Source organism: Epilithonimonas sp. 33E, from assembly GCF_059372615.1.
In genome coordinates, this window is the sequence record NZ_CM182009.1 from 2,020,433 (window position 1) to 2,045,127 (window position 24,695).

Sequence of the window (24,695 nt, forward strand, 5' to 3'; positions counted from 1 at the left end):
TCATTTAAATTTCTTTCGCGACTTTGCGGTAACTATTTCTCAAAAAATGCATTCAGGTTTTCAAGATTCTTTTTATCGCTTCCTGCAAAAACCTCTTTATCTGTCACAAAAACCGGACGTTTCAGAAAACTGTAATGGTCCAGAATCAATTTCTTAAAATCTTTTTCCTTCAAAGAATTCACATCAATTCCTCTTTCCTTGATTTGCGTCGATTTTTTACTGAAAAGTGCTTCATAAGATTTCGTTTTGTCATACATTTCTTTCAGTTCTGCTTCGGTTACAGGTTGAGATTTTATTTCTCTCATTTCCCAGTCAGAAAGGTCAAGAGGTGTCATTATTTTCTTGTTGGTTCCGCAGGTTTTGAGGTAGAATACTTTTTTCATTTTATTAAAGTCAGGAAATTTAAAATAGAATTTGAGAATTACAAATTTAATGCAAATGTCAAAAGAATAAAACATAAATATTGAAGTTATAATTTAAAATTTCTTCCCTATTTTTGATACATAATTAAGAATAAAATGGAAAACAAACCTGTGACGTTTCAGTTTATTTCTGAACCAACAGACGTTAATTTTGGAGGCAATGTTCACGGCGGAAGCGTGATGAAATGGATAGACCAGGTTGGTTATGCCTGTGCCAGTAATTGGTCGGGAAGTTATTGCGTTACGGTTTATGTTGGTGGAATCCGTTTTTATAAACCCATTAAAATTGGGGAAATCGTGAAGCTGGAATCCAAGGTAATTTTTACGGGAAATTCCAGTATGCACATTTCGATAGATGTATTTTCCAGAAATGTGAAAGAGAAAAAATTCGAGAAGCGAACACATTGTATCATTGTCTTTGTGGCTGTTGACGAAAACGGAAAATCTATCGAAGTGCCTAAATGGAATCCACTCACAGAAAAAGAAATCCAAATGGAACAATACGCCATCAAACTGAAAGACCTCAGAAAAAATATCGAAGATGAGATGAAACCATTTTTATAATTTTTAAAAAAAATAGTTGCAGAATTAAAAATCATTTCTAAATTTGCTCTTATGAAAATAACGAACAACAAAAACTGGTGGTGGCTTTCAAACTCTTTGTCGGGTCTGAAAGGATTATCGGTGTTCTAAATTTTGAACTAACTATAACTCAATCATAATAAGACTTTGACAAATTTTGTTGAAGTCTTTTTTATTTTAAGGATTCGAGAGCCTCAGCCTGACAGAGTTTAGTTTTAATCATTGTCGTCCTGAGCGGAGTCGAAGGATTTTAGAAAAAAAAATTAAATCGTATGAAATTAAATAACATAATCAATATAAAAACCTCTGTTAAATCCCGCTTAGCAGACCTTTATACGCCAATTGGGATTTACCTTCGTCTTCGCGACCAGTTTCGTGACACGATTCTTTTGGAAAGTGCCGGAAATCAGAATTCTGAAAATTCGTTTTCTTTTATCTGTGTCAACGCCATTGCAGGAATCGAAATCCGAAATTATAACGAAGCTGAATTGAAATTTCCTCTGGAAAATCCTACAAAAATCAATCTGAAAAATGAAAAATTGTCTGACTTGATGCAGGAATTTTCCAACTGTTTTAAATGTGAAAAGCCCAACCACGAGATTGGAAAACAAGCGCAGGGATTTTTCGGATATACAAGTTATGATGCGATTCCGTTTTTTGAGAATATCAAATTCAAGGAACAATCGGAAGAAAATAAAATCCCTTTGATGCGTTATCGACTTTATCAATATGTGATTGCAATCAATCATCATAATGACGAAATGTTCCTGATTGAAAATAAAATCAATGGATTGAAATCAGAACTTTCAACATTGGAAAACATCATCAATCAAAAAAACGCACCGGTCTTCCCTTTCGAAATTACTTCAGAAGAAACTTCGAATTTGAAAGATGAAGAATTTTTGGAATCAGTTGAATTTGCCAAAAAACATTGTTTCCGTGGTGATGTTTTTCAGTTAGTTTTAAGCAGAAGATTTGAGCAGAAATTTCAAGGCGATGAGTTCAATGTTTATCGTGCTTTGCGAAATATCAATCCGTCTCCTTATTTATTTTTCTTCGATTATGGCGATTATAAATTAATGGGCTCTAGTCCGGAAAGTCAGTTGATTATCAAAAATAGAAAAGCGATAATTCATCCAATTGCAGGCACTTTCAAACGAACCGGAAACATCGAAAAAGATTTGGAATCTGCAGAAGAACTTAAAAAAGACCCAAAAGAAAATGCGGAACACACAATGTTGGTAGATTTGGCAAGAAACGATTTGAGCATTCACGGAAAAAATACAACGGTTTCCAAACTGAAGGAAATCCATTTTTTCTCTCACGTGATTCATATGGTTTCCGAAGTTGTAACCGATGTTAAAGAAGACCAGAATCCATACGAAATGATTGCCACCACATTTCCACAAGGCACTTTGAGTGGCGCTCCAAAATACCGTGCGATGCAGTTAATCGACGAACACGAGAAAACTTCCAGAAGCTATTACGCCGGTTGTATCGGTTTTGTAGGTTTCGACGGAAGTTGTAATCAGGCGATTATGATTCGAACTTTCCTGAGTAAAAACAACACTTTATTTTATCAAGCCGGTGCGGGAATCACCGCAAAATCAGTTGCAGAAAGCGAACTTCAGGAGGTCAATAACAAATTAGGCGCTTTGAAAAAAGCTATTTTAAAAGCAGAGAAATTATGAAAATTTTAGTATTCGATAATTACGACAGTTTCACATATAATTTGGTTCAGATTATTGAGCAGATTGTTGACGAGAAAGTAGATGTTTACAGAAATGACCAAATTCAGTTGAAAGAAATTGAAAAATACGACAAAATTATTCTTTCGCCCGGTCCAGGAATTCCAGAAGAAGCTGGAATACTGTTAGAAGTGATTAAAAAATATGCACGGACAAAATCGATTTTCGGGGTCTGTCTGGGACAACAAGCGATCGCGGAAGCTTTTGGCGGAAGTCTTATTAATTTGTCTGAAATCTATCACGGTGTTGCGACTGAAGCCACACAAACCAATGAGCATAAAATTTTTAATAATTTACCCGAAACCTTGGAAGTTGGAAGATATCATAGTTGGGCTGTAAATCCTGATGATTTCCCCGAAGAATTAGAAATCACAAGCATCGACAAAAACGGAATGATTATGAGCCTGAAACATAAAACTTACGATGTTCACGCTGTACAATACCACCCAGAAAGCATTCTGACACCAGATGGAAAACAGATTTTAGAAAACTTTCTCAATAATTAAACACAAATGAAACAAATCCTACAATATCTTTTTAATCACCAGACTTTGACGAAAGCTGAAGCCAAAGCTATTTTGATTGAAATTTCACAAAATAAATTTAACGAAAGCGAAGTTATTTCATTCATCACTGTTTTCCTGATGCGAACGATTACTCTGGAAGAACTCGAAGGTTTTCGTGAAGCGTTGTTGCAATTGGCAAAACCTGTCGATTTGGGAACCAAAGATTTGGTTGACATCGTTGGAACCGGTGGAGACGGAAAAAACACCTTCAATATTTCGACTTTAGCGAGTTTTATTGTTGCAGGGACAGGACAAAAAGTGGCTAAACAAGGTAATTACGGTGCATCTTCTATTTCCGGCTCGTCTAATGTTTTGGAAGAATTAGGTTACAAATTCAAGGACAATTCCGAAGATCTGAAAGCCGATTTGGAAAAAGGAAATATCTGTTTTCTCCACGCACCGCTATTTCATCCTGCTTTGAAGTCTGTTGCGCCGTTCAGAAAACAGCTTGGACTGAAAACTTTTTTCAATCTTCTGGGACCGTTGGTCAACCCTTCACGCCCCGATTTCACAATGATTGGCGTGGCAAATCTCGAAATTGCTAGAGTTTATCAATACCTTTTACAAAAACAAAAGAGCGAGTTTATGCTCGTTCACGCTTTGGATGGCTATGACGAAATTTCCTTAACTGGCGATACAAAAATATTCAACAAAAACGGAGAAAAAATCTATTCTGCTGAAGATTTGAAATTCAAAAATATCGCTCCAGAAAGTATTTTCGGAGGTAATACAAAAGAAGAAGCTTCCCAAATTTTCCTCCAAATTCTCGAAGGAAATGGAACCGAAGAACAAAACTCGGTTGTTCTTGCCAATGCTTCAATAGCTCTGCAAAACACAGGAAAATATGGTAACTATGATGATTGTCTGGCATTAGCAAAAGATAGTTTGGAAAGCGGAAAAGCGTTACAAAGTTTGAAAAGTATTATTAAATAAAATTAGAAAAACCACAAAAGCCACAAAAGAAGCGATTGAAAATAAGAATTCAAAAGTGAACAAAACTTAAATAAACTTTTTAAACTTTTGAATTTTCTAAAAAAGGAAAATCTTTTGTGACTTTTGTGGTTAAAAAATAAATATGAGCATCCTAGATAAAATCATAGAAAGAAAAAAACAGGAAGTTGCAGAAGCAAAATCCAAAATCTCTGTTGAACAACTAAAAGATTCGGAATTTTTTGGAAAGCCAACTTTTTCGTTAAAAGAAACCATCAAAACAAAATCCGGAATCATCTCGGAATTCAAAAGACAATCGCCAAGCAAAGGTATAATCAATGATAAAGTTTCACCTTTGGAAGTTGTTTCTCAATATGAAAATTTCGGAGCAAGTGCAGTTTCTATTTTGACAGACAAAGATTTTTTTGGTGGAAGTTTTGACGATATTTTGAGTGTCAGAAATCATATTAATATTCCGATTCTGAGAAAAGATTTTATGATTGATGAATATCAGTTTTACGAAGCCAAATCAATCGGAGCTGACATTATTTTGTTGATTGCAGCTTGTCTTTCACCAACTCAGGTTTCCGAATTTACAGAATTGGCGCATTCTTTAAATCTCGAAGTTTTGTTGGAAATCCATTCCGAAGAAGAACTAAAACATATCAACAAAAATGTTGATCTCGTTGGCATCAATAATAGAAATTTGAAAGATTTCAAAGTCGATTTGCAACATTCCGTAGATTTGAAAAATAAGCTTCCAAACGATATTTTGTCAGTCGCAGAAAGCGGAATTTACAACGAAGAAGATTTCAGATTCCTTAAAGAAAAAGGGTTCGACGGGTTTTTGATGGGCGAGTATTTTATGAAGAATAAAAATCCGGGAGAGAAATTCGAAGAATTTGTTTCTAATGTAATAATTTAAAATAACAACTGTGTCATTCTGAACGCAGAGAAACGAAGTGAAGAAACCTAACGAAGTGGTTAGGCGAAGCCAATCTCTGAGATTCCTCGTTCCTCAGAATGACAACTTGGAAATTGATATTATGATTAAACCAACAATAAAAGTCTGTGGATTAACAAAACTCAATCAGATTCAAGAATTAGTGGATTTGAAAATTGACTTTTTGGGATTTATTTTTTATGAAAAATCGCCAAGATATGTTTTGAATCATTTAAGTTTGGAGCAAATCTCAGAAACCAATCATCCAGGAAAGGTTGGCGTTTTCGTCAATGAAGATTTAGAAAAAATCGTTGAAATTTCAGGAAAAGCAAAACTGAATTTCATCCAGCTTCACGGCGATGAAACGGAAGATTTCATTTCAGAATTAAGACAAAGATTAAACAGAGAAATTAAAATTATAAAAGTTATCAGAATTGGAAATCAAACTTCTGATGAATTACAAAAAACCATCAATCAACAACCGACAACAATCAATTATCTTCTGTTTGACACAGATTCTAAGGCATTTGGTGGAACAGGAAACGCTTTTGATTGGAATGTTTTAAATGATATCGAAATTCCAATTCCTTATTTTTTAAGTGGCGGAATCTCATTAGAAAACTTCAATCAACTGACAACTATCAACCATCAACCAATTGCTCTCGATATCAATTCAAAATTTGAAATCGAAGCTGGAAATAAAGATTTAGAAAAAGTAAAAGAATTTATATCATTAATAGAAAAATGAAGCATCATCAATATAAAAACAAAATCGTCTGGACAGGAAACACCGGCGAATCCACGAAAAACTATCGTTCTTATCAAAGGAATTATACAATTTCTGTCGATGGAAAAGCTGACATTTTAGGCTCATCTGACCCAACATTTTTAGGAAATCCAGAACTTCATAATCCTGAAGATTTGCTGTTAGCTTCGGTTTCTTCGTGTCATCTCTTATGGTATCTTCATCTTTGTTCTGTGAACAAAATTCTGGTTTTGGAATATGAAGATTTTGCAGAAGGAACAATGATGGAAAATGAAAACGGAAGTGGAAAATTCAGTGAAATTATTTTGAAACCAAGGATTGTTGTTGCTGAAAAAGAAATGGTTGAAAAAGCGGTTGAACTTCATCAGAAGGCGAATGAATATTGTTTCATTGCCAATTCTTTGAACTTTGAAGTGAAGCATCAACCAGAGATAACAACAAAATAAATTGAGAAATGCAATATTCTATTAAATGCTCAAAAGACTTATCAAATAACGACATCGAGCTAATTTTAAAATCCTGGGAAATAGAAGATTGGCTTGATTTAGATTCTTCGAGTTTCAAAATGAAATTTGAAAATTCTGAATTTCATTTTTTAAAAAAAGATGACAGAATTGTTTCGCTGGCAAGAATCAATTTTGATTTTAAACTAGAAATACAAGAGAATTTACACAGTTTTGCTGAACTTGTCGGATTGGTTTCTGTAGAAAAAACAAAAGGATACGGCAGTTTTTTGCTTAATAAAATGGTGACCAATTTAAAAGAGAGAGAAATTGATACCATAGGATTTTGTAAATTGGAATTAAGACCATTTTATGAAAGGAATGACATCCAAATCCTTTATGGAAAGGGAATTTTCATAACAGAATTTGATAATAATAAATGGATAGATTCCGATGACGATGATATTTTAATCATCAATACTTCCGAAGAGAACATCAATATATTGCAAAGTCTGAATGAACAGAATAAAGCAATTTTAGTATAACGACTTAGAAAATTTAAAAATAAATGAACTTTCAAAACCCAGATAAAAACGGTTACTACGGCGATTTCGGCGGAGCTTTCATCCCCGAAATGCTTTACCCAAACGTTGCCGAATTACAGGAAAAATATATCCAAATCATCGAATCGGAAGAGTTCCAAGATGAATTTCAGGATTTGCTGAAGAACTATGTTGGCCGCGCTACTCCACTCTATTTCGCAAAAAATCTGAGCGAAAAACACCAGACTCAAATCTATCTAAAAAGAGAAGATCTGAATCACACAGGAGCGCACAAAATCAACAATGCGTTGGGACAAGCTTTACTCGCTAAAAAATTAGGAAAACACAGGATTATCGCAGAAACCGGAGCCGGACAACACGGTGTTGCAACCGCTACAGCTTGTGCTTTACTCGGTTTGGAATGCATTGTTTATATGGGCGAAGTCGATATCCAAAGACAAGCGCCGAACGTTGCCCGAATGAAAATGCTTGGCGCAACAGTAATTCCTGCAACTTCGGGCTCCAAAACTTTGAAAGATGCTGTGAATGAAGCTCTAAGAGACTGGATTAATAATCCTTCTACAACACATTACATTATCGGAAGTGTAGTTGGCCCACATCCGTTTCCTGATTTGGTAGCGAGATTTCAAAGTATCATTTCAAAAGAAATCAAAGAGCAACTGAATGAAAAAATCGGTAGAGAAAATCCGGATTATGTGATTGCCTGCGTCGGTGGCGGTAGTAATGCTGCGGGAACTTTCTATCATTTCGTGAACGAGGAAAATGTGAAAATCATTGCAGCGGAAGCTGGTGGTTTAGGCGTTGATTCAGGGAAATCAGCTGCGACTACTTTTCTTGGAACATTAGGAATTTTGCACGGAAGTCAAAGCCTTGTGATGCAGACTGAGGACGGACAGGTTATTGAACCACACTCGATTTCTGCAGGTTTGGATTATCCGGGAATTGGGCCGATGCACGCTAACCTCTTTAATCAAAAAAGAGCAGAATTTTTCAGCATTAATGATGATGAAGCTTTGAAATCTGCTTTTGAGCTGACAAAAATCGAAGGTATTATTCCCGCTTTGGAGAGTGCGCACGCTTTGGCTGTTTTGGACAAAAAGAAATTTGAAAAAGAAGATGTGGTCGTGATTTGTTTGAGTGGGCGTGGCGATAAGGATATGGAAACGTATTTGAAACATCTTTAAATCTGTAAAATGTAAAACGTATTAATGTATTTATGATTCTCAATCGTTAATACATTTTACGTGAATACTTAATACATTAAACAAAATGAAAAAACTAAACATATACTTTACAGCAGGCGTTCCAAAGTTGGAAGACACCGGAAAAATCGCTAAACTGATTCAGAAATCGGGAGCAGATATGATGGAAATCGGGATTCCTTATTCTGATCCTGTTGCGGATGGACCTGTGATTCAGGAGGCGCATTCTCTGGCTTTGAAAAACGGAATGTCTATCAAAAAACTATTCGAGCAATTAGCCGAAATCAAAGATTCGGTTACAATTCCTAAAATATTAATGGGTTATCTGAATCCGGTTCTTCAGTTTGGGTTTGACAACTTTTGTCAGAAATGTGCAGAAGTTGGTGTTTCAGGATTAATCATCCCGGATTTGCCACCCATTGAATTTGAAAATAAATATGGCGAAATCCTCAAAAAACACAATTTGAATTTCACTTTCCTGGTAACGCCCGAAACTTCGGAAGAACGCATCAAATATCTGGATTCTTTGAGTTCCGGATTCCTATATGCTGTTTCCAGCTCATCGACAACCGGAAACGACAATGCTGTTCTCAAGAACGAAAATTACCTTGACAGACTGGCTTCATTAAACTTGACCAATCCAGTTTTCATCGGTTTTGGAATCAAAAATAAATCTGATTTTGAGAATGTAACAGAAAAAGCACAAGGCGGAATTATCGGAACAGCTTTTGTGAAAATTCTATTGGAAAATCAAGATTGGGAATCTAAAGCAGAAAGCTTTATCCAAAGTGTAAAGAATTAAAAAAAAAGCAGTCTTACTAAGAAATAAGACTGCTTTTTATTTTTAGAAGAAATATTGATTCAGTTCTTCAACAAAACTTTTTTCAGAAGGATTCCATCCTAATTTTTCCCGAGTCTGTAAATTTGTTGCCGGACAATTTTCCTGCACAAAGTACGTCATCCAGGTAAAATATTCCGGTGCTTCTTCTATAGACAAAGATTTTACAGGAATATTTAGTTTTTCACCTATCAGTTCTGCAAATTCTTTCATTGATAATGGTTTATCATTATTAACGGCATTATATCTCGCTCCAGTTTCTCCTTTTTCAAGTGCTAAACGAAATAATTTTGCAGCATCAACACGATGAACAGCAGGCCAGACATTATTTCCCTCTCCGATGTAAGCTGCTAATCCCTTAGCCTTCGCGAGTTCTGCCAACATCACTCCGAAACCTCCTTTGAAACCCGATTCAGAATTACCATAAACACTGGGAGAAAGACGAACAATAGATGCCCTAACACCGGATTCTGATAAATCTGCGAAAGCTTTTTCAGAGAATCTGATTGATTCTGCCGGTGCCTTACTGTCCTCTGTGATTTTCCCGTCGATAAGTGGAAGTCCTAAAGTTCCACCTGTCACCACAATGGATTTATCGGTTCCTTTCAATACTTCGCCCATTGCTTCAATGGCTTTCTGGTCTTTGAGCGCATTAGTCTGGTAATCAGAAAAATCGTGGATAAAAGCTGTATGAATAACGCCATCCGCCTCTCTTGCACCTTTCTGCAGAATATCAAGATTATCTAAATCTCCCATTAAAACTTCTGCTCCTGCTTCTCTGATAGATTTTGCAGATTCTTCCGAACGCGCCAATCCAACTACCTGATGGCCATTTACTAATAATTCTTTTACAACTTCTGAGCCTACAAATCCGGAAGCTCCTGTTACAAATACTTTCATATTTTTAAATTTTTTTTTGTTAAAATTTCTAATACAAATTTAGTTGTGAAAGCATCTCAAAAACGAGGTCATTTGACACAATTTTTATATTAATCCAATAAAAAGAATTAATTTTAAATATAATTTCAGTTTAGAAAATGTCAGAGATTCTTAAAAATTACTTTCAGAGAGTTTTACCCGATTTCACAGAAGAAAAGTTCAATTTCATCTTATATAAAAGTCAATTGATAAAGCTCCAGCGTAAAGAAACTGTGTGCAAACAAGGCGAAGTCTGTAATCTGAAAATCTTTGTTGCCAAAGGGCTTTTACGTAATTATTCTGTCTCCGAAGATGGCAATGAACATATTCTCCAGTTCGTGAACGAAATGTCCTGGACGACAGACCCGGAAAGCTTTTATAACAATTCCCCTTCAAAACTCAACATCGAAGCAATGGAATCTTCGGAAATCTTTGCTTTTAATTTTGAAGATTTTGCTGAACTGAGAGAACAAATCCCTGAACTTAATATTTTTGTAGAAAACATCCTGACAAGAAAATCAATGGAAATCCATAAACGGCTTTTGATGAATATCAGCAGCAGTCCAGAAGAAAAATACCTGGACTTTATCAATACATATCCTGATATTTTCAATAGAGTTCCTTTGCATATGGTGGCTTCTTATTTGGGACTTTCCAGAGAAACTTTGTCTCGTGTCCGAAGGAATATTTTAAAAACTGTTTTGTAATATTAAAGATATACATAAAAATTATCACAGATCTGACTAATTGAGCAAATTCTATCATCTACTTAATTAGTTAAATCTGCGAGAGATAAAAACCCAACAAAAAAGAGTTTCAAAACCTGAAACTCTTTTTTTATTTTAATCGTTGCTTTCGAAAATTGTTGAGAAAGCTGATGTGACCAATGACAGCAGAATACTGAAGAGCAACGCCCAAAGGAAGCCATCCACCTGCATACTGTTCATAAAATAATCGGTTAAAAGTATCATCAATGCATTGATAACAAAGGAAAACAACCCTAATGTTATAATCGTAATAGGCAATGACAGAATCGATAAAATCGGTTTGACGAATACATTCAGGATTCCCAAAACAATAGCGAAAATAATAGTAGAACCAAAGGTGTCAAAATGTACACCTGTAAGGATTTTGCTTAGCAAAAATGCTGAAATCGCAGTAATCAGCAAACGGATAATAAAATTCATAGTTTTAAGGTTTTATTGATTGGTATTTTTCTATTCAAAAACCAGACCTAATTTTTCGGTTTCTGGTAAACTTTCACCTCTTTGTATTGCAATCCTTTTTCATTCCTGAATTTATCAGAAATCAAAATCCCGGAAAGATGATCTATCTCGTGCTGGAAAATCACGGCAGTGAAGCCTTCTACCATCTCGTCGTGCTTCTTATTGTCCAGATCATAATACTCCAAACGGATACTGTAGCTTCTGTAAAAAGGCTCTCTGAATTGGTCAATAGAAAGGTCCCCTTCCGGCCCTTTGTTCAGAAGCTCAGAACGCCAGACTATTTTCGGATTGATGAAATATTCCACCGGATAATCCGTCTTATCAAAGCGCTGAACCAGTATCACCCTTCTATTGATGCCAACCTGTGGCGCAGCAATGCCAACACCGCCTTCGGTCGCTGCCAGAGCCAGTCTCATACGTTCCACAAGAATCGGTAGCGTTTTATCTTTCGGCGAAATCTCTTGTGATTGAGCCAGCAAAACCTTATGCTGCTGTTCATTATTGGTCTGATATATTGGCAAAGCGGTTTTTGCATTATCAGTCAAAATAAAGGCTTTTTCTTCTTTCGTGAATTTCTGTGAAAATCCATTAACGCTTACGATAAGCATCAGCATAAAAGTAAAATTCCGCATCGTTTAATTTTTATCCAAAGTTAAATATTTTGGGAACCTTATCCGCCTTCCGCTCCCAATCTTTTTTGCAGAAAGCTTGGACATCAACAAAAAAGGATTTCCACTCAGCTCGGGGTGCTCTTTGCCGATTAGAAATTGAGAATTTTGAATGAAATTCAGTACAAAATCGAAGCTATTTTTATTAAAAAGATTAATATAGCCCAAAGTGGCTAATAAAGAGTAGTTTACAAGAACCGAAAGTGCTATCGGTAACGATTTAGTAATGGTGCTTACTGCACTCGCTTTCATCTGATTACCTTGTAAATCATTACCGCAAATTTAATTAAAAAAAGGGTTAAGTCGTAGCGTACTTAACCCTTTTTTCTGCTTTTTCCAATATACATCATAAGGCGTTATAAAATAAATCTTCCCCAATATGGGGGCAACCTGTGATATTGGTTCCGATATTATTTCCAAGTTTTGACAAATAAACAAAAATGTAAATCCGAAACGTATGGTGTTAATCTCTAAAAATCTAAGCTATGGAAATCGTGTTGAACAAAATATTATCGGAAATTCAGCGTCAGGAAGATATGCTATCTTCTCAAATGATGCAAACTGCGGATGAGGCTTACCAAATGACCTTATTCTTAAAGGAAATGCTGTTTACTATAAAGATGAAAGTCTTGCAGACCGGATTTAAGGACGAACGGCAGGAAATCAATTTTTTCAAGAATATCAAACCGCAGATTTTAGGAAAACTTATTTATTACAATAAGGTATTCCGCATTGAAACTACCTGCCCCGTAAGTGCAGGGAGAATACACCAAAGTTATTTTCAAAACCAACTGAAAATTCTGAAATCCGAATACAAGGAAAGCATATCCAATGAGGATTTTTACAGGTACTATCGTGCAGGCAGAACTGACCGTGACCACAGTTATTTCAGGCTCGGAAAAATCAATTACCACGATGGTCTAAAAAGTAGTGTATTTGAAATTGACCTTAGCTTTTCTACTTATTACGATAACAAAGTTGCCCATATTATAGCCAATAAATTACTTTATACTTTCTTGCTTACCAAAATAAACCCTGAAAAAAATCCCGATACCATTTCAATAAACGGTGATGGAAACAAAGACATTTCGTGGACGAACTCGCAAAATGCACTGATAGAATTGATTTACGCCCTGTATGTTTCCAAATCTATTGCATACGGGAAAATAGGCATCAGGAAATTAGCATTGATTTTCCAAATCCTCTTCCGAACGCCCTTGAACGATATACATCATTCTTTCAGTACAAAGTCCTTTAAGTCGGCAAGGCTTTGTATGATATGGTGTATAACGGCTTCAATTCTTTTTATGGGGCAGTCGGTTTCAATCTCCAGTTCCTGGATTGCAGTTTCCAATTTAAGATATGTTTCATTGTAAAATTTATCCATTCGCTTCATTTTGATGTAATATATTATTGGTTAATACAGAAAAGCTAACACTGTTCGTATTAGCTTATGATGCAATTACTGCTTAAAAAAATTCAACCTCTACCGTATTGATGATGGAACGATAGATAGATTTTTGTTGCATACTTTAAAGGGTTGTAGTATGATGCAGGTTAGTCTTTGCGAATTACACCTGCATCACCTCCTTTTTTTTACCGATATTTTTTTACGGTTATGCAGTTTACAACCCTTAGTTATTTAATTTTAATAAGTCAATGCCAGCCCCACACCAAAGCCCATATCGCTATCATAGTGGGTACGTATACCTATATTCTTATTAATGATATACCTAAGTTCTCCCATATACTCTAAGTCGGTATTCACCATAAAACCACCTCTTAGTCTTTTTGAAATTGGTATATCTTCACGCATTAACTGCAATCTCACAATTCCATCATGATATACTTCTGCCTGAAAATTGACCAGCATAGGTAACGTATACATAAACCCTAAACTGAACGCCCTGCGGGTGTCTTTCTTGTTGGTTTGTCCAAATATGTTCTTTTCGTGTTCATCTTCTCCCATTTTACGGTAGCGGTAATCAAAACCTACAAAGGGCATGAACCATTGCATCTTTCCAATGTATCTACCTAAATGGGTTTCTACTTCATAACCGTGCATACTATTATAGCCTAAACGCCATTCTGTTCCTAATTGGTAGCGTGCATTCATTAGCATAGCTTCTCCATCATTACCATTGGTTGCAAAATCGTTTTGTGCCATAAAATGAGGCATATTACTTTCTCTTTGCAATTCTTTATAGGCTTTTGCCTTGTCGGGTAGATAGGGGTTATTGTAGTCTCCAACTTCAAAGACCCTGTTCATTCCCGCCATCATGTGATATAATATATGGCAATGAAAGAACCAATCACCTTCCTCATTTGCTAAAAACTCAATGGTATCTGTTTCCATAGGCATGATATCCAACACATTTTTAAGCGGCGATTTTTCGCCTTTTCCGTTTATCACCCTGAAATCAAATCCGTGAAGATGCATTGGATGCCGCATCATTGAATTATTATAAATGGTAATCCGTAGAATTTCTCCTTTTTTTACAGGTATTTTGTCAGTTTCCGAAAGTATTTTATTATCCATGCTCCATACATAGCGGTTCATGTTGCCAGTAAGTGTGAATTTCAACTCTTTTACAGGCGCATCATTTGGAAGAGAGGTGTTATAAGGTGATTGCAACATAGCATAATTTAATGTTTTGATGTCTCCCAAGGCATTAGCGTTGTAACGGTTAGCGTCGTTATCCATATCCATACCCTCATGCTTACTGTGGTCTGCTTTTTTTGTTGCATCTCCGGTAATTTCGGGATACATCACTACATTCATGTCCATTTGGTTAAGGCTCATCTTCATGCCCATATCGTCCAAATCGCCATTCATTTTCATCATATCGTTCATCATCTTCATCCCCTCGAAATACTTCAATCGTGGGAGTGGAGAAATAAGCTGTTTGACCCCATCACCTATAAAGTAACTCGCAGATTGTGTCCTGTCTTCGGTTGTTGCTAAGAACTCGTAAGCCAAACCATCTTGAGGGATAGTCACTACAATATCGTAAGTTTCAGAAACGGCAATGATTAACCTGTCCACCTCTACAGGCTCAACATCATTCCCATCATTCGCTACTACTGTAATTTTTCCTCCAGCATACCGTAGCCAGAAATATGAAGACGCCCCTCCATTGGAAACACGCAATCTGACTTTGTCGCCTGCTTTTAGCTTTTTACCATCAATTGTTTTCAAATCGGTGCTATGGCTACCATTTATTAGGATTTTATCATAGTAAACGTCACTGACATCCATCGCCAGCATCCGCTTCCACTCGTTTTTTACCTTTACCCCTAATTTTCCCTCCTTAATAGCTTCAACATATGATTGTGTTGCGCCTTTCTTAATGGCCGCCCAATCATTTGCATTGTGTAGCATACGGTTGATATTATCGGGGTTAAGATTTGTCCACTCACTTAATATAATTGGAACGGTCGGCAAATCGTCAATTCCTTTTCTGAATGTCTTATCATCGCTTCTTTTCTTCATGATAAAACTTCCGTACATGCCAATCTGCTCCTGCAATCCTGAGTGGGAATGGTACCAGTGCGTACCATGCTGGATAATCGGAAAACGGTAGGTGTAGGTTGTGCCCGGTGCGATGGGTTTTTGTGTAAGCCAGGGCACACCGTCTTCTTTATTGGGCAGGAACACACCATGCCAGTGAAGTGATGTGCTTTCTTTCAATTGGTTGTGCACCACTATTTCGGCAGTGTCGCCCTCGGTAAAGGTAAGGGTGGGCATGGGGATTTGCCCGTTTACGGCAATTGCCCTTTTTTGCTTACCTGCATAGTTGACAAGCGTATCTTTTACATACAGCTCGTAATGCACCACTCTCTGTGCAAACAGCGTTTGCGTGCAAAGCAGTATCAGCACTGTTTGCAAAATTCTTATAGGTATTTTATTATATCTGTTCATGATTTGAAAAATTTTATTTAATGCTGTCTTCCATTGTGCTAAACCACGCTATCAAAACCTGCTTATCCTCCGGTGACAATACTGCATTGCGATGAATTAGTGTGTATGATGACAACGGCATTTCCCCGTCCTTAACCTGCCCGGCCATAGCCCTGAACTTGTTTCGCTGCCTGCGGACAGAATAGTCGCCAAATTCGCTAAAGTTGAGTTCCTCTTTCCCCTTTTTTATATGCTCTGCCATGTACCATGCGCCGGGCTGGATACGGCTGTACCACGGATAATGGGTATTGTTGCTATGGCAGTCATAACAGGACTGAACAAGGATAGCCTTTACATTTTGGGGTACGGCGTACACTCTTTCGATATGGGTGGCTGGCACTTCAACCGCCTGGTTCCGTAAGGGCTGAAAGAACTGTATGGCAATCAGGACGACAGCCAGCCCCAATATGATTTTCTTCTTTATGGTCATAATTATTTTATTGTGGCTTCATCTTTTTGTGTCTACTGTTTTTTCACATACTTGGCATAATTCTCCTTGTTTTCAAAATAAGAAACTTCACCGTTATTTCCTGTCACAGCAATCACCGCATTAGCTTTGTCTACCTGCTTATGGGAATAGGGGTCTATCGCCATCCGCACGGTCGCATCTTTTGGAATACGTTCCTTACACATTTCGCAACATCCGTAATAGGTTTTACCATCAAATTTTACTTCAAACTGCTTTTTGCCCATATAGGCATCATTTACCATGCAGACTTCATCCAATGGCACCAATTCGCCTATTTGGACATCATGTTCGTGGCTTGCCGGAGTTGCCTGCGAATGATGCTGTGCCGCTTCATCCTTATTTGACCCTGTCTGCCCGCAAGCGGTGAATAGCAGAGTTAAAGAGGAAATAAAGCAAATTATTATTTTGCTCATGTTAAAACTATTTTTTGAAATTTTATTATTTACTTTCTTCAAACTCTTTCAGCTTGCGCTTCATCAATTCAATTTCTTCCGCTTGGGTTTCAAGTATGTTTTTTTGCAACTGTATCAGTTCCGGGTCGGTCAGCTTTGCCTTTTCGGACATCAATATTGCTGCTGCGTGATGGGGTATCATACCTTTTACAAATTGTTTGTCCCCCACATTGATTTGCTCCCTTATACCAAACCATGAAAAGATGCCAACGGCGACTGAAAATATGGCTATCATCCAGTTCATTTTCCTGTTAGCGTACATCACTTTCATTACCACTAATTCGATAAGCAACATTGCCGAAGTCATCAGCAGGGTCATATACAAATTGTTGATATTGGGTATAAGGTTGCGCAACCCGTCTATCATAGCGTACATAATAAAATACATTGCACCGAACATTACGACAGCCATAATCGCAAAGCGTTTGTACATGGCTGAAGCATGGCTTGAATTGTGCGCACCATGCCCTGAAGCATGACCTGTATGGTGGTTGTTCTGCATATTTTCCATAACCCTAAATTTATTTACCGTTAATTGTTTGCTGTACCTTACCGCAGCTAATCATTTTTGAACCGTAGTAAGGATTTTTGATTTCTTTGTTTTCGCTGAACCAAACAGCTCCTTTCCCGTCATTGAACATCGGGCAATGGTCTTGATACAATGTTTGTGATGTGCCGAACAAACTAACCAGGTCTTTCAAATCTTCGCTAAGCGACGCTAAATGTTCTCTTTGGTGGTCTATCTTCCCAGCATTTTCGCCAATGTGCTCGGCATTTTCTTTTGCACTTTCAAAAATTTCCATAAACTCTTTATGCTTATCGGCTGGAATAGTTTTCATATCCACCTTATTCAAAGTACCCAACAGCTTTTTTCCTGCATTGGCGGCAGCTTTGTCATTATCTGAAGCAAGTGCGTTCTTTAATGATAGATAATCGGTAACTATGGGCGCAATAGAAAAGTTTTTTGCTTCTTCTTTTCCTGTTGCTTTTGCTTCCTGAACGCTCGGAGTTTCACTCACAACGGGCGCAGCTACCGTATCATCCTCTTTTGGTTGGGAAGCTGACTGTTCTTGTGATACAACAGCAGTATCACTTGAAGACTGCTCGTTTTTGTTGGATGCCTGATTGCATGATACTGTTACAAATGCCATGATAACAGCAATGATTGATAATGTTAGATTTTTCATTTTTATTTATTTTTTGATTTTTAAAAAACTTGCGTTAATAGCCACTACAATGGTGCTTACACTCATCAGCACAGCACCCATAGCGGGACTTAAAACAAAATTCGGATAGAGTACGCCTGCCGCAAGCGGTATTGCCACCACGTTGTAGCCAACCGCCCATATCAGGTTCTGTACCATCTTTTTGTAGGTAAGTTTGCCGAAGTCAATCAGTTTGACCACATCCCTCGGGTCGCTGTCTACCAATATGATATCCGCTGTTTCGGCAGCCACGTCCGTACCGGAACCCACGGCAATGCCCACATCTGCCTGTGCCAGTGCAGGTGCATCATTTACACCATCACCAGTCATTGCTACGATTTCGCCTTTTGCCTGAAACTCCTTTACTTTCTCCTGCTTGTTGTGCGGAAGCACATTAGCCAAATACCCGTCCATACCCAATTTTCCGGCTACGGCAGCAGCAATCCTGTCGTTGTCCCCGGTGAGCAGAAAGGACTTGATGCCCATTTTTTTGAATTCCTCAATCGCCTGTGCCGAACCCTCACGGATGCTGTCTGCCAAAGTAATGATGCCGATTACCCGGTCATCAATGAGGACAAAGTTGACCGTTTCGGCCTCTTGATTGATTTCGTTTGGAATTTCCGGCAGGGAAAGGTGGTTTTCGGTGAAATAATTCGGGCCGCCAGCTACGACATTTTTCCCGTTCACAACACCTTTAACACCTATGCCCTGCATATAGCTGAAGTTTTCAGACTTCCATAAGGCAAGGCTCTTTTCTTTCAATGTAGCCATAATGCCTTTGGCGATATGGTGTTCCGAATTTTGCTGTACTGCGGCAGCATACTGGATAACCTCATCGGCATTATATTCATCCGTTAAGGGAATAACCTTTTCTACCGCATGGGAACCTTTGGTGAGCGTTCCGGTCTTATCAAAAATGACAGTGGAAAGTTTTCGGGTGGTTTCAAATGCCGTACGGTTGCGGATGAGCAGGCCATTGGTCGCCGAAAGCGTTGTGGAAATGGCGACTACCAACGGGATAGCCACGCCCAATGCGTGCGGGCAGGCCGTTACCATTACCGTCACCATTCTTTCAAGCGCAAAGGCAATATCTCCACTGCTTGCATACCAATAGGCAAATGTGCCTATGCCCACGGCAATGGCAATAAAGGTGAGCCATTTGGCAACTTTGTCCGCAAGGTTCTGTGTATTGGACTTAGTAGCCTGCGCCTCCTGCACAAGATTGATAACCCTGTTCAGGTAGCTGTCTTTTCCAACGGCTGTTACCTTAACTTTCAGCGCCCCATCGCCATTGATAGAGCCTGCGATGACCTTTCCGTCCTTTTCCTTTTTTACGGGAACACTTTCTCCGGTAAGCATACTTTCGTTGATATACGAAAGCCCCTCCAGTACCAATCCATCGGCTGGAATTTTTTCACCCGGTTTTATGATAGCTGTTTCACCGCTTTGCAGGTCTTCGAGCTTTATCTTTACGGCTTCTCCGCCACGTTCCACGGTAACATCGTTGGGCAGCAAAGCGACCAATGACTGTAATGCCCGTGAAGCAGCCATTTGGGAACGCATTTCCAGCCAATGCCCTAACAGCATGATGTCAATTAGGGTTGCCAGTTCCCAAAAGAAGTCCATACCCTGCAAGCCAAATACAACGGCTACGGAATAGACATAGGCTACGGATATGGCGATGGCAACAAGTGTCATCATCCCTATGGCTTTGGCTTTCACCTCGCCAATCATTCCCTTTAGGAACGGCAAGCCTCCATAGCAATAAATCACCGTACCCAATGCCAGCAGCACGTATTTATCTCCATTGAAAGCAAGGGAGAAACCCAACCATTGCTGTATCATGTGCGACAGGAGCAGGATAGGGATTGTAATGACAAGGCTTATCCAAAAACTTTTGAGGAAATCGCCTGTATGATGTCCCTCATGTTTATTAAAGTTTTCATCAGCATGGCCATGTTGAGAATGTCCGGAATGCCCATGTTCTGATGTGTGTTCATGAGAAACTGAGCTACCGCCAACGGGAACCAGTGCCATGCCACAGAGCGGGCATTTGCCTGGTTCGTCTTTTAGCACCTGCGGGTGCATGGGACACGTGTATTTTTTCATAATAAGGGGTTTTAAAAGTTATGTTGCACTTAATTTTTTTGCCATCTCATGGGTCATTTCTTCGGCATAAGCACCATAGGCATCCACAAGTACGCCTTTATTCTTACCATCATTGGACGATATGGCATAAATCACGGCATTGTTATCAGGACTGCTGTCGAGGCTTTCAAACCTATGGGTTTCCGTAACCGTAAAATCCTCCGGTTTTAGTTTCAGGCTCCTTGACGCACAGTACAGGCAGTCCGGCAACAGACTAAAGTCCATACTGTATCCACGCTGTCTTAGGTCTTTAAGCGCCTGCACCATGTCATTGTACTGTACCATAGCTTTCAGACCTGTTATTTAATGGTTTCGACCGTACTGCCGCAGGTAAGCATCTGTGAGCCGTAATATGGGTTTTTAACAGCATTCTCTTTACTTAGCCAATTGGCTCCCTTACCTCCATTGTACATAGGGCAGTGCTGGTAATAAACGGGGGTGTCCTGTTTAGACACTTTGGCAAGTGTGTAGATGCTTTCCGAAAGTGCCGCAAAAGCACTTCTTTGTTTTGCAACATCTTTTGATTTTGAAATGCTTTCCGCATTGGCCGTCAAGTCCTGCATCACTTTCATCCAAGCCGTATGTTCCTCTGCCGATAGCTTATTCATATCGACTGCTTTAAGGGATGCAGCCAATTCAGCGGCTTTGGCAGATGCGGTCGCCGCATCGGTTTTTATCAAAGCATCTTTCACTGAAAAGTAGTTGTCAAATACAGCCTTTAGCTGTGATTGGTTTTGGGCTGCATCTTTGTTAGCTGCCATTTGACTATGGTCGTGATTGCCATGTCCGGCATTCATGTCCATTCCCGCCTCCTTGTTTTTGGCAACCGTCTTCACGGGTCTATCATACTGGCAGCAACCAGCCAGTTTAGCATATACGTCATCCGGCGCACGGAACTTCTCACTGTCATAACCAGCCAAAGCAATACGTTTCAGGATTTCATCCTGATTTGTTTTGTCGCCGTCATAGGTGAGCGTAGCCATCTTGGTATCTTTGTTCCAGTCCACGCTGGCTACCTTTTTTACGTTACCTGCTTTTTCGATGGTGGTTTTGCACATACCACAATTGCCGTAAATCTTTACGGTTTCTGTTTTCGCATTCTTGATTTGTGCGAAGCCGTTTATTGATGATAGTAACACGGCGATTACCATCACTATTTTTGATAATGATTTCATAATAATTACATTTTGAGAAACGGGGGATAGATAAACCCGTTTCTGTTTTAAATTTTAAGTAAATGATACAAATAGGGGATTTGCAAAAGCCGGAACAGCTTCTGACAGGACACACCTATGGCTATCAGGCCATAGTTTTAGCTTATTTTAGGCGGTAGCCAAATGGAGAAAAAGCCCGAAGAATAGTAGGCTTCTTTGAAACCGAATTTTTGCTTTTTAGCTGCTGCTAAGTGATTTTTTGCCTTTAATTCGATTATGGTTGGGACATTTAGGGAAGTGGTTGAAGCACCGCACCTGCAAGAGTTGTGTGAACAGCCGCCCCCGCATTTGTCACTTTTGCATTTTTTACAGGATTTGCCCTTGCAACCTTTTTTATGTTCTGATTTTTTGGATTTCTCCTTTGAGCAGGAAGACTGCTCGGTCTTTGTTGAATTTTTGGAACAGGCATAGCTCTGACTTGGCATCATAAAGAAAACCAAACAGAACAATGTCAAAATGCCTATATGTATTCTATAATTTTTCAACGCAACAAAGTTACAAATTAGATTGGTTTTTTATATCGTTTTACGTTTTTTTTGCTATATGGACAAAAAAATGCCATATACGCAATAACCTATCGCCTTTTTTCAGAATTGATAAAATGCCCTTTTTCAGCAACCCAACCTCATAGAAAATTCGGTCGGAAAAAGGGCATTTCAAAAAGTTGTTGGCTTAGGCGTCCAAAGGTTCAATTTTGAAGCCTGCCTTTTGCACGGTCGATATTACTTCCTGCTCGGTAATGCCCTCGGACTTCACTGTAAGTACCTTGTCCTTGTTGGCAGTGTCCACTTCCCAATGGCAGATACCCTCTGCCTTGTCCAAGTGCGGCTTTACAGATGCGATACAACCGCCACAATTGATGTTCGTCTTGAATTGAAATTGTTTATTTTCCATTGTTTACAAATTTTAGAGTTATCTGATAATGCAAATTTCCGTACTATTCAGTTAGTTATTGTTGTGTAATTTCTTGTTTGATTTGTGAGATTTACTGTTTAATTTCTTCCACTTCAACCGCAGGCTGTTACTGACCACGCTCACGCTGCTCAATGCCATTGCCGCACCCGCAATCATCGGGTTGAGCAGGAAGCCGTTAACAGGGTAAAGGATGCCTGCCGCTACCGGAATGCCGATTACGTTGTAGATAAACGCCCAGAACAGGTTTTGCTTGATGGTGGCTACGGTCTGTTTGGACAAGCGTATTGCCTGCGGTATCTTGGTCAGGTCGGACGAAATGATGGTCATCTTGGCTACGTCCATTGCGATGTCGCTGCCTTTGCCCATTGCGATACTTACATCGGCTGTTGCCAATGCGGTGCTGTCGTTGATACCATCGCCCACCATTGCCACTACCTTTCCTTTACTTTGCAGTTCTTTCACAAAGTCGGCTTTATGCTGTGGCAAAACTTCGGCTTTGTAATGCTTGATGCCTGTCTGCTCCGCAATGGCTTTAGCGGTAGCTTCATTATCTCCGGTCAGCATATACAGGTCAATGCCCATTTCCTGCATTTCCCGGATAGCCTGCACCGATGTTTCCTTAATCTTATCGGCGATAGCGATTACAGCAAGAGCCTTTTTGCTGTTTGCAAACCAGATAACGGTTTTAGACTGTTTGCCCCATTCTTCGGACTGGTCTTGTAATTCTCCGGCAATGGCAATGTTGTTTTCTGCCAATAGCTTTTTGTTGCCTACATAATAGGTTTCGTTGTCATGGTCTGCTTTTGCGCCTTTGCCCGTAATGCTGTCGAACATGGATAAAGAGGTGGTCGCTACATCGCCAAGATGCTTCACTACGGCTTCTGCCAATGGATGCTCGGATTGCTTTTCGATGCTCAAAAGGATTTCTTTTGCAGTGTCCTCATTGTTCAGCCATTTAATGCCCGTTACCTGTGGTCTTCCCTCGGTGATGGTTCCGGTTTTGTCCAAAACGATGGCATTTACTTTTTTGGCCAGTTCCAAACTTTCGGCATCCTTTATCAAAATGCCATTTTCAGCACCTTTACCAACGCCTACCATAATAGCGGTGGGTGTCGCTAAGCCTAAAGCACAGGGGCAGGCAATGACCAATACCGTAACGGCTGCCAACAGACCTTGAACAACCCCGTTTTCGCCTCCCAAAATCAACCATAGCGTAAATGTCAGGATGGCAATACCTATCACTGTGGGAACAAAGATGCCCGCAATCCTATCGACCAGTTTCTGTACGGGTGCTTTGCTTCCCTGTGCATCCTGCACCCTTTTGATGATGTGGGCAAGCATGGTTTCTTTGCCCACTTTTACCGCCCTGAACCGGAAGCTGCCTTTTTGGTTAATCGTTCCTGCAAATACTTTTTCTTTTTCTTTTTTCAATACAGGTACAGGCTCACCGCTTAACATGCTTTCGTCCACATACGAATTGCCCGATATGACCATGCCGTCTACCGCAATCTTTTCACCGGGCTTTACGAGTATCACATCGCCTGCGCTTACGTCTTCGATAGCGGTCTGCTTTTCCGTTCCGTCCGCCTGTACCACGATGACCGTTTTTGGCTGCAAGCCCATCAGCTTCTTAATGGCTGAAGAGGTGTTGCCTTTGGCTCTTTCTTCCAGCAGTTTTCCCAAGAGGATGAATGCGATAATAACGGCAGCCGCTTCAAAATATACGTGAGCATGCAGTCCCCGTTGATGCCAAAAGTCGGCAAACAGCATATTGAAAACACTGAACAGGTAGGCAATACCTGTACTCAATGCCACCAGCGTATCCATATTGGCGGAACGGTGCTTTGCCTGCTTCCAAGCGTTTACAAAAAAATCCCTGCCCAACCATATTACAACGGGCGTGGAAAAAAGCCACATTATCGGGTCTGCATAAGGCATATCCATAAAGAACATTCCTATAACTACCACGGGCAGGGAAAGGATAATTGCCCAAATGGTCTTGTTTTTCAGGGTTCGGAATTTCTTTTCGTGGATGGCTTCGAGCGTTTCCTGCTGCTTGGTTTCGTCTTCAATCAATAGGTCGTAACCTACTCCCTGAACCGCCTTTTGCAGCGTTAAGCCATTGGTCATATTGGGAAGATATTCTACCGTAAGATTTCCGGTAGCAAAATTTACCGATGCGTTGACTACTCCCGGCTCGTATTTTACAGTGCTTTCGGCACTACCTGCACAGGATGCGCAGGTCATACCCAGTACAGGAAAAGAGTTTTTAACCGTAGGAACTCCGTAACCTAAATCTTTAATTGCCTTAACAGCCTCGCCTACGGTTTCATTGCTATCTACTGTAATCGCTGCCCTTCGGTTGTTCAGCTCTACTTTATGGGTTTCTACGCCTTTTACCTGTGCCAATCCCTTTTCAACGATTAATGCACAGTGTTCGCTTTCTACATCCTCCAATGGAATGTATATATTTTCTCTGTTTGTCGCCATATTTGCCTGCTTTAATTTACAATACA

General features: G+C 39.3%; 28 protein-coding genes. 12 read left to right on the forward strand and 16 right to left on the reverse strand.

Going from position 1 to position 24,695, the window contains the following annotated elements; genetic code table 11:
• Nucleotides 1-32 precede the first annotated feature (32 nt).
• The gene (locus AC5P2S_RS09285) at nt 33-383 is read right to left on the reverse strand and encodes an arsenate reductase family protein (protein ID WP_494554730.1); all 351 of its coding nucleotides are present in this window, start codon (nt 381-383) and stop codon (nt 33-35) included.
• Between the two features lie 135 nt (nt 384-518).
• On the opposite strand from AC5P2S_RS09285, the gene AC5P2S_RS09290 reads away from it, so the two are divergent.
• The 10 genes from AC5P2S_RS09290 (at nt 519) to trpA (ending at nt 8,967) form a co-directional block, all read left to right on the forward strand.
• Nucleotides 519-986, forward strand: coding sequence for an acyl-CoA thioesterase (locus AC5P2S_RS09290; RefSeq protein WP_283415484.1), 468 nt, complete (start codon nt 519-521; stop codon nt 984-986).
• Between the two features lie 290 nt (nt 987-1,276).
• The gene (locus AC5P2S_RS09295; protein ID WP_494554731.1) at nt 1,277-2,695 is read left to right on the forward strand and encodes an anthranilate synthase component I family protein; all 1,419 of its coding nucleotides are present in this window, start codon (nt 1,277-1,279) and stop codon (nt 2,693-2,695) included.
• Entirely contained in the window at nt 2,692-3,258 is a 567-nt protein-coding gene (locus AC5P2S_RS09300) for an anthranilate synthase component II (protein WP_494554732.1), read from the forward strand. The genes AC5P2S_RS09295 and AC5P2S_RS09300 overlap by 4 nt, the downstream gene beginning before the upstream one ends.
• 6 nt (nt 3,259-3,264) lie before the next feature.
• A complete protein-coding gene (gene trpD, locus AC5P2S_RS09305; RefSeq protein WP_120214319.1) occupies nt 3,265-4,251 on the forward strand; it encodes an anthranilate phosphoribosyltransferase in 987 nt (328 codons plus the stop codon).
• A 142-nt stretch (nt 4,252-4,393) separates the two neighbouring features.
• Complete coding sequence (gene trpC, locus AC5P2S_RS09310; protein WP_494554733.1) at nt 4,394-5,173, forward strand: indole-3-glycerol phosphate synthase TrpC; 780 nt, start codon at nt 4,394-4,396, stop codon at nt 5,171-5,173.
• A 121-nt stretch (nt 5,174-5,294) separates the two neighbouring features.
• A complete protein-coding gene (locus AC5P2S_RS09315) occupies nt 5,295-5,939 on the forward strand; it encodes a phosphoribosylanthranilate isomerase (protein ID WP_283415531.1) in 645 nt (214 codons plus the stop codon).
• Entirely contained in the window at nt 5,936-6,403 is a 468-nt protein-coding gene (locus AC5P2S_RS09320; RefSeq protein WP_283415490.1) for an OsmC family protein, read from the forward strand. Before AC5P2S_RS09315 ends, AC5P2S_RS09320 begins: the two co-directional genes overlap by 4 nt.
• 8 nt (nt 6,404-6,411) lie before the next feature.
• Nucleotides 6,412-6,945: a hypothetical protein gene (locus AC5P2S_RS09325; RefSeq protein ID WP_494554734.1), complete on the forward strand. Its 534-nt coding sequence runs from the start codon at nt 6,412-6,414 to the stop codon at nt 6,943-6,945.
• Nucleotides 6,946-6,968: 23 nt separating this feature from the next.
• Entirely contained in the window at nt 6,969-8,147 is a 1,179-nt protein-coding gene (trpB, locus tag AC5P2S_RS09330; RefSeq protein ID WP_494554735.1) for a tryptophan synthase subunit beta, read from the forward strand.
• A gap of 85 nt (nt 8,148-8,232) precedes the next feature.
• Nucleotides 8,233-8,967 (forward strand): tryptophan synthase subunit alpha, encoded by a 735-nt coding sequence (gene trpA, locus AC5P2S_RS09335; protein WP_494554736.1) that lies wholly within the window; start codon nt 8,233-8,235, stop codon nt 8,965-8,967.
• A gap of 42 nt (nt 8,968-9,009) precedes the next feature.
• On the opposite strand, the gene AC5P2S_RS09340 is transcribed toward trpA, so the two are convergent.
• A complete protein-coding gene (locus AC5P2S_RS09340) occupies nt 9,010-9,903 on the reverse strand; it encodes an SDR family oxidoreductase (RefSeq protein ID WP_494554737.1) in 894 nt (297 codons plus the stop codon).
• A gap of 137 nt (nt 9,904-10,040) precedes the next feature.
• Between AC5P2S_RS09340 and AC5P2S_RS09345 the strand changes: the two genes are divergently transcribed.
• The gene (locus tag AC5P2S_RS09345; RefSeq protein ID WP_494554738.1) at nt 10,041-10,628 is read left to right on the forward strand and encodes a Crp/Fnr family transcriptional regulator; all 588 of its coding nucleotides are present in this window, start codon (nt 10,041-10,043) and stop codon (nt 10,626-10,628) included.
• Nucleotides 10,629-10,763: 135 nt separating this feature from the next.
• Here the strand turns inward: AC5P2S_RS09345 and AC5P2S_RS09350 are convergent, their stop codons facing one another.
• From AC5P2S_RS09350 to AC5P2S_RS09360, 3 genes are read right to left on the reverse strand one after another with little or no spacing between them, the layout of a single operon-like run.
• The gene (locus tag AC5P2S_RS09350) at nt 10,764-11,108 is read right to left on the reverse strand and encodes a phage holin family protein (protein WP_494554739.1); all 345 of its coding nucleotides are present in this window, start codon (nt 11,106-11,108) and stop codon (nt 10,764-10,766) included.
• 47 nt (nt 11,109-11,155) lie between these two features.
• Nucleotides 11,156-11,779: a peptide deformylase gene (locus AC5P2S_RS09355; RefSeq protein ID WP_494554740.1), complete on the reverse strand. Its 624-nt coding sequence runs from the start codon at nt 11,777-11,779 to the stop codon at nt 11,156-11,158.
• A gap of 3 nt (nt 11,780-11,782) precedes the next feature.
• Nucleotides 11,783-12,067, reverse strand: coding sequence for a hypothetical protein (locus tag AC5P2S_RS09360; protein WP_494554741.1), 285 nt, complete (start codon nt 12,065-12,067; stop codon nt 11,783-11,785).
• Nucleotides 12,068-12,300: 233 nt separating this feature from the next.
• On the opposite strand from AC5P2S_RS09360, the gene AC5P2S_RS09365 reads away from it, so the two are divergent.
• On the forward strand, nt 12,301-13,191 hold the full coding sequence (locus tag AC5P2S_RS09365; protein ID WP_494554742.1) for an RteC domain-containing protein: 891 nt from the start codon (nt 12,301-12,303) through the stop codon (nt 13,189-13,191).
• Between the two features lie 272 nt (nt 13,192-13,463).
• Here the strand turns inward: AC5P2S_RS09365 and AC5P2S_RS09370 are convergent, their stop codons facing one another.
• The 11 genes from AC5P2S_RS09370 to AC5P2S_RS09420 all read right to left on the reverse strand — a co-directional run bounded on the left by AC5P2S_RS09370 (nt 13,464) and on the right by AC5P2S_RS09420 (nt 24,669).
• On the reverse strand, nt 13,464-15,737 hold the full coding sequence (locus tag AC5P2S_RS09370; protein WP_028069432.1) for a multicopper oxidase family protein: 2,274 nt from the start codon (nt 15,735-15,737) through the stop codon (nt 13,464-13,466).
• Between the two features lie 13 nt (nt 15,738-15,750).
• Entirely contained in the window at nt 15,751-16,206 is a 456-nt protein-coding gene (locus AC5P2S_RS09375) for a heme-binding domain-containing protein (protein WP_070566710.1), read from the reverse strand.
• Nucleotides 16,207-16,238: 32 nt separating this feature from the next.
• On the reverse strand, nt 16,239-16,700 hold the full coding sequence (locus AC5P2S_RS09380; protein ID WP_245168899.1) for a hypothetical protein: 462 nt from the start codon (nt 16,698-16,700) through the stop codon (nt 16,239-16,241).
• Nucleotides 16,684-17,208, reverse strand: a complete 525-nt coding sequence (locus AC5P2S_RS09385; protein WP_034735067.1) for a DUF305 domain-containing protein — start codon at nt 17,206-17,208, stop codon at nt 16,684-16,686. The genes AC5P2S_RS09380 and AC5P2S_RS09385 overlap by 17 nt, the downstream gene beginning before the upstream one ends.
• Nucleotides 17,209-17,218: 10 nt before the next feature.
• Entirely contained in the window at nt 17,219-17,884 is a 666-nt protein-coding gene (locus tag AC5P2S_RS09390) for a DUF3347 domain-containing protein (protein ID WP_494554743.1), read from the reverse strand.
• 6 nt (nt 17,885-17,890) lie between these two features.
• The gene (locus AC5P2S_RS09395; RefSeq protein ID WP_494557019.1) at nt 17,891-19,990 is read right to left on the reverse strand and encodes a heavy metal translocating P-type ATPase; all 2,100 of its coding nucleotides are present in this window, start codon (nt 19,988-19,990) and stop codon (nt 17,891-17,893) included.
• 39 nt (nt 19,991-20,029) lie between these two features.
• Nucleotides 20,030-20,260, reverse strand: coding sequence for a phosphoribosylpyrophosphate synthetase (locus AC5P2S_RS09400; protein ID WP_228400535.1), 231 nt, complete (start codon nt 20,258-20,260; stop codon nt 20,030-20,032).
• Nucleotides 20,261-20,349: 89 nt separating this feature from the next.
• Nucleotides 20,350-21,225, reverse strand: a complete 876-nt coding sequence (locus AC5P2S_RS09405) for a DUF3347 domain-containing protein (RefSeq protein ID WP_123870318.1) — start codon at nt 21,223-21,225, stop codon at nt 20,350-20,352.
• Nucleotides 21,226-21,493: 268 nt separating this feature from the next.
• Nucleotides 21,494-21,673, reverse strand: a complete 180-nt coding sequence (locus AC5P2S_RS09410) for a hypothetical protein (protein ID WP_002981096.1) — start codon at nt 21,671-21,673, stop codon at nt 21,494-21,496.
• 263 nt (nt 21,674-21,936) lie between these two features.
• Nucleotides 21,937-22,158: a heavy-metal-associated domain-containing protein gene (locus AC5P2S_RS09415; RefSeq protein ID WP_002981097.1), complete on the reverse strand. Its 222-nt coding sequence runs from the start codon at nt 22,156-22,158 to the stop codon at nt 21,937-21,939.
• Between the two features lie 51 nt (nt 22,159-22,209).
• On the reverse strand, nt 22,210-24,669 hold the full coding sequence (locus AC5P2S_RS09420; protein WP_494554744.1) for a heavy metal translocating P-type ATPase: 2,460 nt from the start codon (nt 24,667-24,669) through the stop codon (nt 22,210-22,212).
• Nucleotides 24,670-24,695 lie beyond the last annotated feature (26 nt).

Bases quoted from the DNA above. Each gene is read 5' to 3' on its own strand.
- AC5P2S_RS09325 (WP_494554734.1), top strand. From the start codon at position 6,412: ATGCAATATTCTATTAAATGCTCAAAAGACTTATCAAATAACGACATC.
- AC5P2S_RS09295 (WP_494554731.1), top strand. From the start codon at position 1,277: ATGAAATTAAATAACATAATCAATATAAAAACCTCTGTTAAATCCCGC.
- AC5P2S_RS09355 (WP_494554740.1), bottom strand. From the start codon at position 11,779: ATGCGGAATTTTACTTTTATGCTGATGCTTATCGTAAGCGTTAATGGA.
- AC5P2S_RS09385 (WP_034735067.1), bottom strand. From the start codon at position 17,208: ATGGAAAATATGCAGAACAACCACCATACAGGTCATGCTTCAGGGCAT.
- AC5P2S_RS09340 (WP_494554737.1), bottom strand. From the start codon at position 9,903: ATGAAAGTATTTGTAACAGGAGCTTCCGGATTTGTAGGCTCAGAAGTT.
- AC5P2S_RS09395 (WP_494557019.1), bottom strand. From the start codon at position 19,990: ATGCACCCGCAGGTGCTAAAAGACGAACCAGGCAAATGCCCGCTCTGT.
- AC5P2S_RS09345 (WP_494554738.1), top strand. From the start codon at position 10,041: ATGTCAGAGATTCTTAAAAATTACTTTCAGAGAGTTTTACCCGATTTC.
- AC5P2S_RS09420 (WP_494554744.1), bottom strand. From the start codon at position 24,669: ATGGCGACAAACAGAGAAAATATATACATTCCATTGGAGGATGTAGAA.
- AC5P2S_RS09350 (WP_494554739.1), bottom strand. From the start codon at position 11,108: ATGAATTTTATTATCCGTTTGCTGATTACTGCGATTTCAGCATTTTTG.
- AC5P2S_RS09375 (WP_070566710.1), bottom strand. From the start codon at position 16,206: ATGACCATAAAGAAGAAAATCATATTGGGGCTGGCTGTCGTCCTGATT.
- AC5P2S_RS09405 (WP_123870318.1), bottom strand. From the start codon at position 21,225: ATGAAATCATTATCAAAAATAGTGATGGTAATCGCCGTGTTACTATCA.
- trpC (WP_494554733.1), top strand. From the start codon at position 4,394: ATGAGCATCCTAGATAAAATCATAGAAAGAAAAAAACAGGAAGTTGCA.
- trpA (WP_494554736.1), top strand. From the start codon at position 8,233: ATGAAAAAACTAAACATATACTTTACAGCAGGCGTTCCAAAGTTGGAA.
- trpB (WP_494554735.1), top strand. From the start codon at position 6,969: ATGAACTTTCAAAACCCAGATAAAAACGGTTACTACGGCGATTTCGGC.
- AC5P2S_RS09365 (WP_494554742.1), top strand. From the start codon at position 12,301: ATGGAAATCGTGTTGAACAAAATATTATCGGAAATTCAGCGTCAGGAA.
- AC5P2S_RS09415 (WP_002981097.1), bottom strand. From the start codon at position 22,158: ATGGAAAATAAACAATTTCAATTCAAGACGAACATCAATTGTGGCGGT.
- AC5P2S_RS09390 (WP_494554743.1), bottom strand. From the start codon at position 17,884: ATGAAAAATCTAACATTATCAATCATTGCTGTTATCATGGCATTTGTA.
- AC5P2S_RS09290 (WP_283415484.1), top strand. From the start codon at position 519: ATGGAAAACAAACCTGTGACGTTTCAGTTTATTTCTGAACCAACAGAC.
- AC5P2S_RS09360 (WP_494554741.1), bottom strand. From the start codon at position 12,067: ATGAAAGCGAGTGCAGTAAGCACCATTACTAAATCGTTACCGATAGCA.
- trpD (WP_120214319.1), top strand. From the start codon at position 3,265: ATGAAACAAATCCTACAATATCTTTTTAATCACCAGACTTTGACGAAA.
- AC5P2S_RS09370 (WP_028069432.1), bottom strand. From the start codon at position 15,737: ATGAACAGATATAATAAAATACCTATAAGAATTTTGCAAACAGTGCTG.
- AC5P2S_RS09410 (WP_002981096.1), bottom strand. From the start codon at position 21,673: ATGCCTGTTCCAAAAATTCAACAAAGACCGAGCAGTCTTCCTGCTCAA.
- AC5P2S_RS09285 (WP_494554730.1), bottom strand. From the start codon at position 383: ATGAAAAAAGTATTCTACCTCAAAACCTGCGGAACCAACAAGAAAATA.
- AC5P2S_RS09320 (WP_283415490.1), top strand. From the start codon at position 5,936: ATGAAGCATCATCAATATAAAAACAAAATCGTCTGGACAGGAAACACC.
- AC5P2S_RS09300 (WP_494554732.1), top strand. From the start codon at position 2,692: ATGAAAATTTTAGTATTCGATAATTACGACAGTTTCACATATAATTTG.
- AC5P2S_RS09315 (WP_283415531.1), top strand. From the start codon at position 5,295: ATGATTAAACCAACAATAAAAGTCTGTGGATTAACAAAACTCAATCAG.